Here is a 14,216-nt window from a genome sequence, read left to right on the forward strand (position 1 = left end):
GTAAAGTCAAACTAGCAAGCAGAGGGCTGACTCAACAAAAAAGCAGCGCCGCGGCGCTGCTTATGATTGCAAAAGCTAGAAACTTAGTGGAAGAAGTCCACTTGTTGTTTCAATGACGCCGCTTGCTTAATCAAATGATCGGCGCTTTGGGTCGTTTTAGCGCTTGTCTCACGACTTTCTCGGTTTAACTCACTGATAGAATTTGCGTTAGAGGCGATCTCTTGGGAGACATTGGCCTGCTCTTCGGAAGTCGCGGCAATGGTATCCGCCTGACCTGCAATAGACTGAACTTGAGATGCAATCGTTTCGAGTGCTATGCCCGCTTCTTGTGCCTTGTCTAACACTTGATTGGCATTGACTTGGCTCTTGTTCATCATATCCACCGCATTACTGGTTGAGCCTTTAAGCTTATCAATGATAGACACCACGTCTTTTACTGAAGTCTGAGTTCTGTGGGCCAGAGTTCGCACTTCATCAGCAACGACTGCAAACCCACGACCTTGCTCGCCCGCCCGAGCTGCTTCGATTGCCGCATTAAGCGCCAGTAGGTTAGTTTGTTCGGCGATCTCATCGATCATTTTAGTCACGGTTTGAATCGCTTCACTGTCAAGGTTGACTTGCTCAATCGCCTTCGCTGAGTTGTCTAACTGGTCGTTAAGCTGGGCGATATCGATGCAGACATTTTCCACAACATCGAGCCCTGATTGACTGTCCTGATTGGTCAAGCGAACATTTTCTGCAATCGCTTCCACCTGCTGAGCAACCGCCTGTGCAGAAGAGGCCATCTCTTCGATTGCTGTGGCCACTTGCTCTACTTGTTGCTGTTGAATATCAGATTGGCTTAAATTGTGTGCGGCGTCGCTAGACACGCTTTGAGATGCTGTCTGAACGGCGTCACTGGTCGAACGGATTTCACCGACTAAGGTGTTGAGCTGTGTTGCCATATTCGCAACCCCATTGCTGAGGTTAATAATCTCGTTGTTTGACGCTTTACCCGTCGAAGGGATATCTAGGCTAACTTCTCCTTTTGCCAGTCTCGTCATATAGCTATTTAATACGGTCAGTGGCTTTAGATTACGATTTAGGAAAACGGTTAGAATGATAAACGTCGCGATCGCAACAATTGTGGCAATGGTAATAATGAGCTTAAGTAGCGTGTCACTTCCTTTGGTTACTTCCTTAATGAAGGTGCCGCCTAGTAGCTTCCAGTTCCAGCCAGGAACTTCGGTATAAACAAGATATTTCTCCCCAACCGTACCTTGATATTCATAAGGGTAACGAATCAAGCCACTTTTTTGCTCAAATATTTGATGGAATGGTTTGTTGCCATCGTAGTCAGCCACCTCAATGATTGACGGGGCACTTTCATCATGAACAGGATGCAGCAAGTATTTACCGAGATTATCTTCTCGGTTGTCGACCACAATGGTGTATCCCGTCTCACCCCATGTTATGGATTCCAGAGACTTATAGAGATCTTGAGTCGCTTGTTCGACCGGCAGTCCAATGAATGAGAGACCGTTTACTTGTCCAGAAGCGTTTTTGATTGGAGCGTAGTAGGTGATGTAACTTTCACCAAACAGTTTAACTTGCGCGTAGTATGGCTGACCGTTGATTAATTGGTTATAGCCAGGATGGTCCTTACCTAGAGTTGAACCGACAACGCGTTGACCAGAAGGATCTTTTAAAGAAGTCGCAACGCGAATGAAATCACCGTTCAAAGGAGCAAAGATAGTGGCTACCGCGCCAGTATCACGAGTAAAACTATCTACAAGTTTCGTATCACCAATTAAGCTCTCGCCATATTGGGTAATGTTAGGGATCGACTTACCGTTAAAATCGACGCTGTAATCCTCGACATAAACACCGGCGAGATAGCCATTTCTAAAGGTAGATTCGAGTACTTTAGCGGTATGTAAATAGGCATCAAATTGACCTGCGATGGTCATCGCCATGGCTTCGACTTCGGCTTGGTGTCCTTTCAGTGTGGTATCGAGCAGTACTTTGGAAGCATTGCGATAAACGAGGGTTGCTGTACCCGCAAACGAAATTAGCAAACAAAGCAATATGACCAGTTTTAGCTGAAAACCGACGCTTTGATTTTTGAGTTTTTCGAACATTTCTAGTTATCCTGTCTTTTATAGACTCTTGTTATCATTGAAAAATGAATCTTTCAGCAGCAAAAAATCAGGAATAATAATAGCGATTTATAAAATGTCTATAATTGATTCGTATTAATGATTTTAAAGATAACGGAGTCGAAGGTGCAAAGGCTGCACGCCTAGAAGCAAAAGACCGGACGGAGAATGAAGAAATTTCGGCGAAAAGCAAAGCCGCAGGTATAGTGACCCGCGGCGAATGATTTACTTGTTGGAAATCTTGGTGATCAATTGATAACTTTCATTGGGTTGCAGTGTTTGACCTTGCTCGATTGAAGGCGCATGCAGGGTTGACTCAACACACAGGAAGGTCTTGTAACCGTCGTCCTGCATATCAGCCATTCCTTGAGCGCCTTCCGACCATGGATTCCACAGTACAGCGGAATTGTGACCTTGGTTTTCAACCACTACTGAGCGATTTAGGACAGGGTCTTCAACGACAATCTGTTCTAACGGTTGTGTGTAAACACGGTCAATGGTGTCAGTCAGTTGCAGTATATCGCCACCTTGGCAAACTTCACCACCTTTCAGGCTATCAATGTACTCTGCGCCCATGCCAGTTGTTTTCGTTTGCTCAATATCGCCAACGGTTAAGTAGGTGTGCAGAGCGCCAGAGAACGTCCAAGGTTGGTCATCGGTGTTAATCACATCTAAGGTGACTTTAAGCTCATCGCCAATTTCAACCAGTAGATGAGCTTGGAATTGGTGAGGCCACACTGCCAGTGTTGATTCGGATGGCAATAAACCAAGCTCAATGATTACCCCATTTTCATTCTCACGATGTTCAAGCAGTGTCCATTCACTGTTACGCGCAAAACCATGAGCAGGTGCAGCGATACGGCCAAACCATGGCCAGCAAACTGGAATACCACCGCGTAGTGCTGCTTTACCATCAAAGACAGCTTGCTCGCTCATCCAGATGAGGTCTTCTTGACCTTGGGGCTTAAATGAAAGGACATGTCCACCATGAAGGGCAATGCCCGCGCTGGCTTTATCATGTATTACGCGAACGACCTTCACTTGATCGATTTCTACGATTGTGACGTTATCAGAGAGAACAGTAAGGGCAGGGAGAGTGGTTAAATCCATGTTCTGTTTCCTAGTTCAATTAGAGACTCAAAATTCAGATACAAAAAAGGCGACTCGAAAGTCGCCTTTTACAAGATTCTGCGCTAAACGCTAATCTTTAAGTAATGATTACTTAGAGATGTGTGCGATTAGGTCTAGAACTTTGTTTGAGTAACCGATTTCGTTGTCGTACCAAGATACAACTTTAACGAAGTTATCAGTTAGAGCGATACCAGCTTTAGCATCGAATACTGAAGTTTGAACTTCACCGATGAAGTCTTGAGAAACAACTTGGTCTTCAGTGTAACCTAGAACACCTTTAAGAGCGCCTTCAGATGCTGCTTTCATAGCTGCACAGATAGCTTCGTAAGATGCACCGTTCTTAAGGTTAACAGTTAGGTCAACTACAGAAACGTTAGCAGTTGGTACGCGGAAAGCCATACCAGTTAGTTTGCCGTTTAGTTCTGGAAGAACAACGCCTACAGCTTTAGCAGCACCAGTTGAAGATGGGATGATGTTCTGAGAAGCACCACGACCACCGCGCCAGTCTTTAGCAGAAGGGCCGTCTACAGTTTTTTGAGTTGCTGTAGTAGCGTGAACTGTAGTCATAAGACCAGATTCGATACCGAACTCGTCGTTAAGAACTTTAGCGATAGGCGCTAGACAGTTAGTAGTACAAGAAGCGTTAGAAACGATGTCTTGACCAGCGTAAGTGTCTTGGTTAACGCCCATTACGAACATTGGAGTAGCGTCTTTTGAAGGACCAGTTAGAACAACTTTCTTCGCGCCAGCAGTGATGTGCTTACGAGCAGTCTCGTCAGTTAGGAAAAGACCAGTAGCTTCAGCTACAACGTCAACGTCGATAGCATCCCATTTTAGATCTTCTGGGTTACGCTCAGCAGTAACACGTACAGTCTTACCGTTAACGATTAGGTTACCACCTTCAACTTCAACAGTACCGTTGAAACGGCCGTGAGTTGAGTCGTACTTAAGCATGTATGCCATGTACTCTACGTCGATAAGGTCGTTAATACCTACAACTTCGATGTCGTTACGCTCTTGCGCTGCACGGAAAACGAAACGGCCGATACGGCCAAAACCGTTAATACCTACTTTGATAGTCATTATAGTTGCTCCACAACTTAATTTCTGATTAAAGATAACTGGTAGTAAAATTACAGAATCCAGTCAAAATCTGCAACAGATAATCGGACTTAACTTGTTTAAAGTCAAAAAAAAGCGTCGCTTTTTTTCACAATTAGTCTTAATTGGCGATGTTTTGAACGGAAAACTGATTTTTTCCCTAACCAGTTGACGTAAAATAGTTCAGATGTCGACAGCGATGCTGAAAGTTTAACCATCCTGTTATGGTTTCAAAGTATGTGCTACAAAAGTAATTGAGTGCAAGTTTTTCAAAAAAAAAGTCATAATTAAAAATGAGAATATGGAGATTTGTTGCCGTGGAACAAAACAAAGAAAAAATGATGAAGCCTGATGAGTACTGGCGTGAAGTGCTATCGGATGAAGAATATAGGGTGTGTCGAAAGCAAGGGACAGAAGCGCCTTTTAGCGGTAAGTTGTTGCATAACAAAGAGACGGGTATTTACTCATGTACCTGTTGCCAAGCGCCTCTTTTCAGCTCTGATAACAAATACGACTCTGGGTGTGGTTGGCCGAGTTTTGATGCCCCTGCATCGAGTGAGGCTATTCGTTATTTAGAGGATCTGAGTCACGGAATGGTGCGTACAGAGATAAGGTGTGCAGCCTGTGATAGCCATTTAGGTCACGTTTTTCCTGATGGGCCAAAAACAACAGGTGAAAGGTTCTGTGTTAACTCTGTGTCGTTAATTTTCAACAATTCATAAAAAAGCGGTGATTTAATCACCGCTCTCTGTTTCATCCTTACATTTGTCTAAGATTGCTTAAATTTAGGGATCATCGCTGCGTTGAAGGTGCCGCTCATGATGGCATCTTCAAACTGGTCAGCAATTTCATCAAGTTGGTCGTAAACACTCTTATCAAATCCATACAGCAGCTGAAGTTCACTTTCCGACGCAATAGGAACCTCAAATTTTTCTGCGACCATCGTCCAAACGTAAGCTTCTTTCTTCATTCCTAACCGATAAGTGGTGCTAGCTAGGGATTTGAATACTTCATTGTTGATATTGCTTTGATTAGTTAGCTCTAGGGTGTGGATCAGAAGTTGGCGCGTCTTTGCTTGGTCTCGGCTGGTGTAAAAGGTCGCGAGGGCATACTGCATTTCTGCTGTTTCTAATGCTTTCGTCCCTTCAAGCTGAAGAAAGCTTCGACGCGCATCGTCACTGCCAATCTGGCTCCACAAAAAGTAAAGTGCTTGGGGGGAGTCTGACTTCTTAAGTATCGCTACAATGCTATCTAAATCTTCTCCGGAATTAACCAGAGCGGTAAAACGCTGCTGTTTGACCCCTTTTTGGTCTAGCGGCTGTATCTGAGAAGCTAACTCTAAACATTTTTTGTATTCAGCTACGTACTCATATTCTTTAATTCGATTACTGTCGGTTGGGTTTTTTAACACTTCAAATCGATGCCATACCAAATCAGTCCGGGGAACTCGACACTGACCATCGCCCATGTTTAGACGTTCACATTGCAGAGCAGGTTGGCTCTCACATAGTTGTTCGGTATTTTTGTTGCCTTCAAAGCACCCGACTAAGGTGACACTGAGACCGAATAGAGTAAGTAGCTTGATTGATTTCATACTGTCGTTGCTTGTGATCCGTTACACTTATTTATTGTAGTTTTCTTGACTGAGTCTACTGGCCAGTTAAGGTTCGCTTATCGCGACTGATTTTAAGGATAAACCATGGACGCAGAGCAGTTAATTAACGCCATCACACCTGAGGCTTATGAGCGTCTACTTTTTGCTGTAGAAACAGGTAAGTGGCCTGAGGGTACCCCACTTTCTCAAGAGCAGCGAGACTCTTGTATGCAAGCTGTGATGTTGTATCAATCTAAGCATAATGCAGAAGCGCAGCATATGACAGTTGCTCAGGGCGGAGAAATTAGCTTTAAGTCGAAAGCTGAACTAAAAAAACAGTTTCAGCACGGGCAAGAAGATATTGTTCGAGTGAATCCAAACGATTAACTTAAGATGTAAAAAAGGCAGGTTCGAATCCTGCCTTTTCTTTATCTTAACCACAGCACTTTTTAAACTTCTTACCACTGCCGCAAATACAAGGGTCGTTGCGACCCACTTTTAAGTTCTGAACAGGTTGTGACAGTCTTGGTTCAAGTGGTTGCTCAGCTTCCTGACTTTGCGGGAAAGAGCCATCAATGTAGTACCAAAGCTCTTGCTCCTTGAGAAAGCGCGAGCGCTCTTCAAGACAATACTCTTGTCCATCCTGCTTAAAGTAAGCTTTAAAAGTGACAAACCCTTCGTTGTCATGGCTACCAGGCTCTGCGCCGAGCACTTCTAAGCCACACCAGTCGCTATCGATTGAGTCTGTGATGGCTTCACGTTCTTGCTCTGCATGGCAACTTGGGTGGTAGGTATTGATCACGTAATCGACCAAGCCCTTTACGTGAGCTGAGTAACGAGAACGCATCAGTTGTTCAGGTGTTTTAGCCTTTGAGTGGTCGTGATGGATTGGCTCGCAGCACTCACTGTAATCCTTTGGGTTTCCACAAGGACACGAATTCATAAAAACTCCGATTAGTTCGTTTTTACAGAAAGAAGATCAGCCGTCCATTTAACAGATGAGTCATAACATTCACTCAAAACGATTTCATCAACACCGATTGAGTCACAGTGGCGGCGAACTTCTTCCCATTGGGCTTGTTCGTATGCTTTAGTCAGCATCAAAATTTCGCCTAGTATGCCTTCATTCTTTGTGATTGCGAGTTTTATTGACTCATCGACAGAGATTTCTTCAACGATTTGCTCTAGTGGCCTATCCAACAAGCTATCAAGCAGTGAGAACATACCCGTTAAAAATGCTTGCCCTGACTCAAACTTGGCGTCTAATCGTGAGGCAAGTAACTCACAGTATCTTGCTCTTTGGATCGATAATCCATAAAGATAATCTGGCTTGCTCTCTTGGCTCGAAGCGAGAGAGACAAGAGAAATGAACTTGCGTAGTTTGTCTTCACCTAGGTAAACCAAGGCTTGCTTGAAGGATTGGATCTTGGTTTGAACTATCGAGGATGAGTTAACAAATGTCAGTAGCTTATAAGAAAGGGTAACGTCTTTGCTGATTAGCGACTCAATCGACTCATAATCCATATCTTGCTTGGAAATTTCGGTTAGCAGTTGAATAACTGTCATAAACGATGGTTCAAGAGACTTGCGCGTTATCATCTCAGGTTTACTAAAGAAGTACCCCTGAAAATATTCGAAGCCGGCTTGCTTCGATTGTTCAAACTCTTCGTAGGTTTCCACTTTTTCCGCAAGAAACTTTATGTTGGTGCCCGCTAGGCGAAGGATAAAGTTGCGTGCCTTTTCTATCGGGACGAGGCGAATATCAAATTTGATGATTGAGATATAGGGTAAGAAGGCGCGCCACTCTTTACTTGGAATAAAATCATCTAAAGCAATTTTATAACCGGCGGCAGCCATCTCTTTGACAACATCAAGTAGCTCTTTTGTCGGCGGGCAATCTTCTAAGATCTCGACAACGAGGTTATCGGCAGGGAATAGGGTTGGTACCTTATTTAACAGGCTTTGATAAGGAAAGTTTACAAAGCCCAGTTTATCGCCCAGTGTCTCGTAGTGTGTCGAGAGAAAATGATCTGATAGCAAGCGGCTTGTTGCATGCTCAGGATCGATTTCTGGAAAAGTATTTTGCGGCCCATCTCTAAAAAGAAGCTCATACCCAACAGTTTGCTTATCTCTATTGAGTATCGGTTGCCTAGCTATATATGAGTAAGTCAAGATCTATACCACGTTCCGTGTTCAAGTTGAGGAAAATTAGTCTTCATTAAGAATGAACTAAATAACGTGAAAAATAAGTGACTTAACCTGCAAAAGGTCGTTGTTGTAATTCAAACCCATTTTTATCGTACACCAAGACTGAGCCTTGCGTGTACCAGTCACCTAGCACAATTCTAGTATAGTCCGTTTCTAGAATTTGGAAGGAATGAACCTTAGGTCGATGTGTATGCCCATGTATCATTAAATCAACATTGTGATGCAGCATAACGTTTTCGACTTCAGATTGAGTCACGTCCATAATATCGAGTGATTTAGTCTGTTTATCCGTTTTGATATCAGACTGGACTTTATTGACAATTTTCTTTTTAACGAGCATTGGAATACGATTGAATACCCACTGCAACCAAGGTTGGTGAACTTTAGCGCGATATTCGAGGTACTTCACATCTTGGGTACAGAGCGTGTCTCCATGTAGGACAATAGCCTTACGTCCATAAAGGTCTATGACGGTTTCATCGCCCAGTAATGTGACTCCTGTTTGTCGGCTGAATCGCTTGCCAACAAGAAAGTCACGATTGCCTTGAGTGAAAAAACAAGGGATACCTTTGTCCGTGAGGGTTTTAAATTCAGCGCGGATAGATGAAGCGAAATCCGAGCGGTCATCATCGCCAATCCAAAACTCGAACAAATCGCCAAGGACGTAAAGTGCATCGGCATGGATTGCTTCTTCACGCATAAAACGAACAAAACACTGAGTGATGTCGGGAGTTGTCGGGGAAAGGTGTAAATCAGATATAAAAAATGTGGTCATAGTTAAATAGCAAAAGAGCGCATAATGCGCTCTTTTTTATAGATTATTCTTCGATTGTTGTACCAGTGATTAGTACATCTTCTAGTGGTACATCTTGGTGCATGCCGTAAGAACCAGTGCTTACGCCTTTGATCTTGTTCACGATCTCCATGCCTTCGATAACTTCACCGAATACACAGTAACCCCAACCGTCAAGGCTTTCGCTACGGAAGTCTAGGAACGTATTGTTGTTAACGTTGATGAAGAACTGAGAGCTAGCAGAGTGCGGCTCCATTGTACGCGCCATAGCAAGCGTACCTACTTTGTTGCTTAGGCCATTGTTTGCTTCGTTTTTGATTGGTGCACGAGTTGCCTTCTCTTTTAGGCCAGACTCCATGCCACCACCTTGAATCATGAAACCGTCGATAACACGGTGGAATAACGTGTTGTCGTAAAAACCATCACGGCAGTACTGTAGGAAGTTTGCACTTGTTTCAGGTGCTTTCTCTTCGTTTAGTTGAATTTTGATGTCACCAAAATTTGTGTGAAGGGTGATCATGATTTTTTCCTTTAGCTGTGTTTTTTGCTTTGAGCCCAAGATTCTAACTTAACTTTTCAGACATTAATACGTGAAAAGTAAGGGTTGAGACCTGAGTATAGGTGTTAATGATGGCTTTTTGCTCGAATCGGGGATTACCTAATAGAGCGTGACTTGATATACTGAGCCACTATTTTGTTTCACCCAAATATTAGAAAGAGATCATGTTAAAGATATATAACACACTCACAAGACAGAAAGAGGAATTCAAACCAATCAATGCTGGCAAAGTTGGCATGTATGTCTGTGGGGTAACCATCTATGATCTCTGTCATATTGGACACGGTCGTACATTCGTTTCTTTTGACGTTGTTTCACGTTACTTACGCTACTTAGGCTATGACTTGACCTTTGTTCGCAACATCACTGACATCGACGACAAGATCATCAAGCGCGCGAATGAAAACGGCGAAACTTGTGATTCACTGACTGAGCGCTTAATCGGTGAAATGCATGCTGATTTTGATGCTCTGAACATGAAGCGTCCTGACATCGAGCCTCGTGCGACGGAATACATCGCTGAGATCATTGAACTGGTTCAAAAGCTTATTGAGCGTGGTTTTGCCTACGTTGCTGACAACGGTGACGTTATGTTTGAAATCGCGAAATATGATGATTACGGCAAACTGTCACGCCAAGATCTAGAGCAGCTACAAGCGGGTGCTCGTGTAGAGATTGAAAGTGCTAAACGTAGCTCATTAGACTTTGTACTTTGGAAGATGTCTAAGCCAGGTGAACCAACATGGGAATCACCATGGGGCCCAGGCCGTCCTGGTTGGCATATCGAATGTTCTGCGATGAACTCTTCGATTCTTGGTAATCACTTTGATATTCACGGTGGTGGTTCGGACCTACAGTTCCCACACCATGAGAATGAAATCGCTCAATCATGCTGTGCGCACGGAACAGATTATGTGAACACCTGGATGCACAGTGGCATGGTTATGGTTGATCGCGAGAAGATGTCGAAGTCACTCGGTAACTTCTTCACTATTCGCGATGTGCTTGGTCATTATGACCCAGAAACTGTACGTTACTTCCTGATGTCAGGTCACTACCGTAGCCAGCTAAACTACAGCGAAGAGAACCTAAACCAAGCACGCGCATCTCTAGAGCGTCTGTACACTTCTTTGCGTGGTCTTGACCTATCAACACCAGCTGCTGGTGGTGAAGAGTATGTTCAACGTTTCACTGAAGCGATGAACGATGATTTCAACACACCAGAAGCCTACTCTGTGCTGTTTGACATGGCGCGTGAAATTAACCGCGTGAAGACAGAAGATGTCGCTACCGCAAGCGCACTGGGTTCGCTAATGCGTGAACTAGCAGATGTGATCGGTATTCTTCACCAAGATCCAGAAGCTTTCCTAAAAGGTGATTCTGGCAGCGACGACGAAGTGGCAGAAATCGAAGCACTGATTAAGCTACGTAATGACTCTCGCGCAGCTAAAGATTGGGCAAATGCAGATATGGCGCGCGATAAGCTGACAGAAATGGGCATTGTTCTTGAAGACGGCCCAGAAGGGACAACGTGGCGTCGTAAGTAAGCGATACGAATACAAATATTAAGGGCTGTTAATTCAGCCCTTTTCTTTAAATTTATTATTTTTATACGGGTAACAAACAGTGGCACAGATGTACTTCTATTACTCAGCAATGAATGCGGGTAAATCAACCACTCTTCTTCAGTCTTCTTTTAACTATCAAGAACGCGGCATGAACCCAGTGATTTTCACCGCCGCCCTAGATGACCGCTACGGTATTGGTAAAGTGAGCTCACGTATTGGTTTGCAGTCAGATGCTCAGCTATTCAATGCCGAGACAAATCTGTATCAAGAGATCTCTGCGTTAAATGAAATTGAAAAACGTCACTGTATTTTGGTCGATGAATGTCAGTTTTTGAGTAAAGAGCAAGTTTACCAACTGACCGAAGTGGTAGATAAACTGCATATTCCTGTGCTTTGTTACGGGCTGAGAACAGACTTTCTCGGTGAGCTGTTTGAAGGGAGTAAATACCTACTGTCTTGGGCAGACAAATTGATCGAGCTAAAAACCATTTGTCACTGTGGACGTAAAGCCAACATGGTGATTCGCACTGATGAACATGGTGTGGCGATTAAAGAGGGTGACCAAGTCGCGATTGGTGGCAATGACCGCTATGTATCTGTTTGTCGCGAGCATTATAAAGAGGCATTAGGCAAGTAGTTGACGGATTTGCTAGCTAAAAAGCCTTAATTGGTGTTACGAAACACGCATGCGCATGTATTAGATACGTCTCAACAATTGCTGGATTTGGGTGCGCGGCTTGTGTAGTCACACCGATTAAGGCGATGCTAATAATGAAAACAAAAAAGCGAAGCCATGAGCTTCGCTTTTTTGTCTGTATTCGAATAATTCGGAATGCGCTAGGCAGTCAGAGATTAACGAGCACGGAAGACGATGCGACCTTTTGATAGATCGTATGGAGTCATCTCTACAGTTACTTTGTCACCAGTAAGAATACGGATGTAGTTCTTACGCATTTTACCAGAGATGTGAGCAGTAACTACGTGACCGTTTTCTAGCTCAACACGGAACATTGTGTTTGGTAGAGTATCAAGGACAGTGCCTTGCATCTCAATTACGTCTTCTTTAGCCATTTAATCCTCTTTTAAAAATGGACGATTTCAACCGGCGCATAATGCCGATAAAAATGAATTAAGTAAAGTTGGGGCGTATTCTACCCTTGCCAACGCTGATTTACTAGCCTTTGATGACGCTGAAATCGGACTTTATAGTTCATCGCTGGGCATTCATCGATTTGATAGCCTAGGTAAAGCCATTGTTTACCTTGATCTTGGCAGTATTGGATTTGAAACAATACCGCCAGTGTACCGAGAGAAAGCGCATAATCCGGGTCAAAATAGGTGTAGAAAGCACTCACGCTGTTGGAAAGAATATCGGTGACCGCGATGGCAATGAGCTTGTCTTGGTCGTAGATATGTAAGTATTGAGTATTAAGCCAAGCACATTGAGAAAACTGAGCGAACTCTTTTTGCTTGGGTGGGTACATAGTCCCATTTCGGTGCCTAGCTTCTATGTAACGTGAATAGAGTTCAAACCAGTTATCATCCATCTGCTCTTTTAGCTGCCATGAGAAGGCTTTTGCTTTATTCAGCAGTCGTTTCTGGTTGCGAGATGTAACAAAATCAGGGATAGACACTCTAATAGCTTGGCAAGCACTGCATAGATCGCAGTGCGGTTTGTAGATGGTATCGCCACTGCGTCTGAATCCATTGGCGAGCAAGACCTCGTAGCTCGAACCGCAATGCATCGTCGGATCGAGAGCGACCGCAACGCGCTCTTGTCTATCTGCCAGATAGCTACAAGGGTGGCAATCGGTTAATCCAATGCGTATTTGTTGCAGATCCGAACTCATTATTCTCCCCATGATTCACTGGTTAATTGCTGTTTTGAGAAACAGTTCTCCAGTAGCGGTTCATTATTATAGGATAGCAGTGTTTGAATAAAGTCTTCACGATTGAGCTCAATTGCGCCAAGAGAAGCAAGATGAGGGTTTAGCACCTGACAATCGATTAGCTTACCGCCATGCTGTTCAAAATGGCGGCAAAAATACCATAGTGCGATCTTAGATGCGTTCGTTTCTAAACTAAACATCGACTCACCACAAAAAACTTGTCCAATTGAAATCCCATACAGACCGCCAATCAATTTATCAGCGTGCCACACCTCAACTGAGTGACAGTGTCCTTGCTGTGCCAAGGTTTTGTAGGCACAGCGCATTTCTTCATTTAGCCATGTCTCTTCTTTGCTTCGGGTCGAGGCGCAGTAGTCGATGACTCGTTCAGTCGCATGGTTAATCGTCACGCGGTAAGCCAGTTTTCTTTGAAATTTTTTGAGACTTTTGGCCGGTTGAAATGTCTTAGGATCAAAGACAGCGCGTGGCGATGGACTCCACCAAAGAATAGGCTCTCCGGGGCCATACCATGGGAAGATGCCATTTTGATAGGCGAGTATTAGCCTTTCTGCACTGAGGTCTCCACCAAAGGCGAGTAAACCGTTGGGGTCAGATAACGCATCAAAGGTGGATGGAAACCAAAGTTTGTCGGGATCAAGTTCAGTGAGATAAATCGCCATGAATGAAATGAGGAAAGAAAATGAAGAAGTTACTTTGGATCATATTGGTTTTTCCTTTGATTGCCAATGCAGCCTACCAAAGAAATACGGCTCGCCCAGTCAACGAAGTGGTGTTTGGTCAGGTAGAGACAGTGAGATACATCACCCAGCAAGATATTATTAAATCGAAAGGTTCAGGATGGGAAACGCTGTTAGGTGCCGTTGTGGGTGGGTTAGTTGGCAACCAGTTTGGCGGTGGTAGCGGCAAAGAAGTGGCAACAGCAGTTGGAGCCGTTGCAGGAGCTGGCATCGCGCGAAGCCAAGCCAATCAAGAGTATTCAGTGGAGTATAAATTGGTAGAAATACTGATTGAAACAGAAAAGGGTAAGCTGATTGACGTTATCCAAGATGTCGATAACACCATGTTATTTGAGCGAGGGGACAAAGTTCGTATTCTCTATTTCGATGATGGAGTTCGTGTCGATAAGGAATATTGATAGGGTTTGTTAGCAGCGGTTGGGTGAGATAATTATTCAGCGCTATTCGTGATTTGGGTCTGGTTTTACACAGGGAATT

16 protein-coding genes are annotated in these 14,216 nt (G+C 43.9%); 5 read left to right on the top strand and 11 right to left on the bottom strand.

From position 1 onward, the window contains the following. Positions 1–83: 83 nt before the first annotated feature. The 3 genes from LYZ37_RS04780 to gap all read right to left on the bottom strand — a co-directional run bounded on the left by LYZ37_RS04780 (position 84) and on the right by gap (position 4,352). The gene (locus LYZ37_RS04780; protein ID WP_272786711.1) at positions 84–2,120 is read right to left on the bottom strand and encodes a methyl-accepting chemotaxis protein; all 2,037 of its coding nucleotides are present in this window, start codon (positions 2,118–2,120) and stop codon (positions 84–86) included. Positions 2,121–2,363: 243 nt separating this feature from the next. Continuing rightward, positions 2,364–3,248, bottom strand: a complete 885-nt coding sequence (locus tag LYZ37_RS04785) for a D-hexose-6-phosphate mutarotase (protein WP_272786712.1) — start codon at positions 3,246–3,248, stop codon at positions 2,364–2,366. A 108-nt stretch (positions 3,249–3,356) separates the two neighbouring features. Further along, entirely contained in the window at positions 3,357–4,352 is a 996-nt protein-coding gene (gene gap, locus LYZ37_RS04790; protein ID WP_004748683.1) for a type I glyceraldehyde-3-phosphate dehydrogenase, read from the bottom strand. Between the two features lie 311 nt (positions 4,353–4,663). Here gap and msrB point away from each other — a divergent pair, with 311 nt between their 5' ends. Continuing rightward, on the top strand, positions 4,664–5,092 hold the full coding sequence (gene msrB, locus LYZ37_RS04795; RefSeq protein ID WP_420794622.1) for a peptide-methionine (R)-S-oxide reductase MsrB: 429 nt from the start codon (positions 4,664–4,666) through the stop codon (positions 5,090–5,092). A 47-nt stretch (positions 5,093–5,139) separates the two neighbouring features. Here msrB and LYZ37_RS04800 read toward each other — a convergent pair whose 3' ends face one another. Then, positions 5,140–5,964, bottom strand: a complete 825-nt coding sequence (locus LYZ37_RS04800; RefSeq protein WP_272786714.1) for a DUF2989 domain-containing protein — start codon at positions 5,962–5,964, stop codon at positions 5,140–5,142. 105 nt (positions 5,965–6,069) lie between these two features. On the opposite strand from LYZ37_RS04800, the gene LYZ37_RS04805 reads away from it, so the two are divergent. Further along, the gene (locus tag LYZ37_RS04805; RefSeq protein WP_272786715.1) at positions 6,070–6,351 is read left to right on the top strand and encodes a YeaC family protein; all 282 of its coding nucleotides are present in this window, start codon (positions 6,070–6,072) and stop codon (positions 6,349–6,351) included. 46 nt (positions 6,352–6,397) lie between these two features. Here LYZ37_RS04805 and LYZ37_RS04810 read toward each other — a convergent pair whose 3' ends face one another. The 4 genes from LYZ37_RS04810 to LYZ37_RS04825 form a co-directional block, all read right to left on the bottom strand. Then, the gene (locus LYZ37_RS04810) at positions 6,398–6,907 is read right to left on the bottom strand and encodes a YchJ family protein (RefSeq protein ID WP_272786716.1); all 510 of its coding nucleotides are present in this window, start codon (positions 6,905–6,907) and stop codon (positions 6,398–6,400) included. Positions 6,908–6,918: 11 nt separating this feature from the next. After that, entirely contained in the window at positions 6,919–8,136 is a 1,218-nt protein-coding gene (locus LYZ37_RS04815; protein WP_004743694.1) for an EAL and HDOD domain-containing protein, read from the bottom strand. Positions 8,137–8,218: 82 nt separating this feature from the next. Continuing rightward, positions 8,219–8,947, bottom strand: a complete 729-nt coding sequence (lpxH, locus tag LYZ37_RS04820; protein ID WP_272786717.1) for a UDP-2,3-diacylglucosamine diphosphatase — start codon at positions 8,945–8,947, stop codon at positions 8,219–8,221. A gap of 43 nt (positions 8,948–8,990) precedes the next feature. After that, a complete protein-coding gene (locus LYZ37_RS04825; RefSeq protein WP_004743696.1) occupies positions 8,991–9,485 on the bottom strand; it encodes a peptidylprolyl isomerase in 495 nt (164 codons plus the stop codon). A gap of 203 nt (positions 9,486–9,688) precedes the next feature. Here LYZ37_RS04825 and cysS point away from each other — a divergent pair, with 203 nt between their 5' ends. Beyond that, positions 9,689–11,071 carry a cysteine--tRNA ligase gene (cysS, locus tag LYZ37_RS04830; RefSeq protein WP_272786718.1) on the top strand — a complete coding sequence of 461 codons (1,383 nt, stop codon included), beginning with the start codon at positions 9,689–9,691 and terminating at the stop codon, positions 11,069–11,071. 79 nt (positions 11,072–11,150) lie between these two features. Next, positions 11,151–11,729: a thymidine kinase gene (locus LYZ37_RS04835; RefSeq protein WP_171322612.1), complete on the top strand. Its 579-nt coding sequence runs from the start codon at positions 11,151–11,153 to the stop codon at positions 11,727–11,729. Positions 11,730–11,944: 215 nt separating this feature from the next. On the opposite strand, the gene infA is transcribed toward LYZ37_RS04835, so the two are convergent. From infA to aat, 3 genes are all read right to left on the bottom strand, one after another. Next, positions 11,945–12,163, bottom strand: coding sequence for a translation initiation factor IF-1 (gene infA / locus LYZ37_RS04840; protein ID WP_001040192.1), 219 nt, complete (start codon positions 12,161–12,163; stop codon positions 11,945–11,947). An 80-nt stretch (positions 12,164–12,243) separates the two neighbouring features. Continuing rightward, positions 12,244–12,942 carry an arginyltransferase gene (locus LYZ37_RS04845; protein WP_272786719.1) on the bottom strand — a complete coding sequence of 233 codons (699 nt, stop codon included), beginning with the start codon at positions 12,940–12,942 and terminating at the stop codon, positions 12,244–12,246. Beyond that, complete coding sequence (aat, locus tag LYZ37_RS04850; protein WP_272786720.1) at positions 12,942–13,661, bottom strand: leucyl/phenylalanyl-tRNA--protein transferase; 720 nt, start codon at positions 13,659–13,661, stop codon at positions 12,942–12,944. The genes LYZ37_RS04845 and aat overlap by 1 nt, the downstream gene beginning before the upstream one ends. A 20-nt stretch (positions 13,662–13,681) precedes the next feature. On the opposite strand from aat, the gene LYZ37_RS04855 reads away from it, so the two are divergent. After that, on the top strand, positions 13,682–14,137 hold the full coding sequence (locus LYZ37_RS04855) for a glycine zipper 2TM domain-containing protein (protein ID WP_272786721.1): 456 nt from the start codon (positions 13,682–13,684) through the stop codon (positions 14,135–14,137). The last annotated feature ends 79 nt before the right edge of the window (positions 14,138–14,216 follow it).

Origin of the sequence: Vibrio tubiashii (assembly GCF_028551255.1) — a bacterium.
Classification (GTDB): domain Bacteria; phylum Pseudomonadota; class Gammaproteobacteria; order Enterobacterales; family Vibrionaceae; genus Vibrio; species Vibrio tubiashii_B.

Excerpts from the sequence above, each read along its gene's own strand:
- infA (WP_001040192.1), bottom strand. The coding sequence starts at position 12,163 with ATGGCTAAAGAAGACGTAATTGAGATGCAAGGCACTGTCCTTGATACT.
- cysS (WP_272786718.1), top strand. The coding sequence starts at position 9,689 with ATGTTAAAGATATATAACACACTCACAAGACAGAAAGAGGAATTCAAA.
- gap (WP_004748683.1), bottom strand. The coding sequence starts at position 4,352 with ATGACTATCAAAGTAGGTATTAACGGTTTTGGCCGTATCGGCCGTTTC.
- LYZ37_RS04845 (WP_272786719.1), bottom strand. The coding sequence starts at position 12,942 with ATGAGTTCGGATCTGCAACAAATACGCATTGGATTAACCGATTGCCAC.
- lpxH (WP_272786717.1), bottom strand. The coding sequence starts at position 8,947 with ATGACCACATTTTTTATATCTGATTTACACCTTTCCCCGACAACTCCC.
- aat (WP_272786720.1), bottom strand. The coding sequence starts at position 13,661 with ATGGCGATTTATCTCACTGAACTTGATCCCGACAAACTTTGGTTTCCA.
- LYZ37_RS04785 (WP_272786712.1), bottom strand. The coding sequence starts at position 3,248 with ATGGATTTAACCACTCTCCCTGCCCTTACTGTTCTCTCTGATAACGTC.
- LYZ37_RS04800 (WP_272786714.1), bottom strand. The coding sequence starts at position 5,964 with ATGAAATCAATCAAGCTACTTACTCTATTCGGTCTCAGTGTCACCTTA.
- msrB (WP_420794622.1), top strand. The coding sequence starts at position 4,664 with ATGAGAATATGGAGATTTGTTGCCGTGGAACAAAACAAAGAAAAAATG.
- LYZ37_RS04805 (WP_272786715.1), top strand. The coding sequence starts at position 6,070 with ATGGACGCAGAGCAGTTAATTAACGCCATCACACCTGAGGCTTATGAG.
- LYZ37_RS04810 (WP_272786716.1), bottom strand. The coding sequence starts at position 6,907 with ATGAATTCGTGTCCTTGTGGAAACCCAAAGGATTACAGTGAGTGCTGC.
- LYZ37_RS04855 (WP_272786721.1), top strand. The coding sequence starts at position 13,682 with ATGAAGAAGTTACTTTGGATCATATTGGTTTTTCCTTTGATTGCCAAT.
- LYZ37_RS04780 (WP_272786711.1), bottom strand. The coding sequence starts at position 2,120 with ATGTTCGAAAAACTCAAAAATCAAAGCGTCGGTTTTCAGCTAAAACTG.
- LYZ37_RS04825 (WP_004743696.1), bottom strand. The coding sequence starts at position 9,485 with ATGATCACCCTTCACACAAATTTTGGTGACATCAAAATTCAACTAAAC.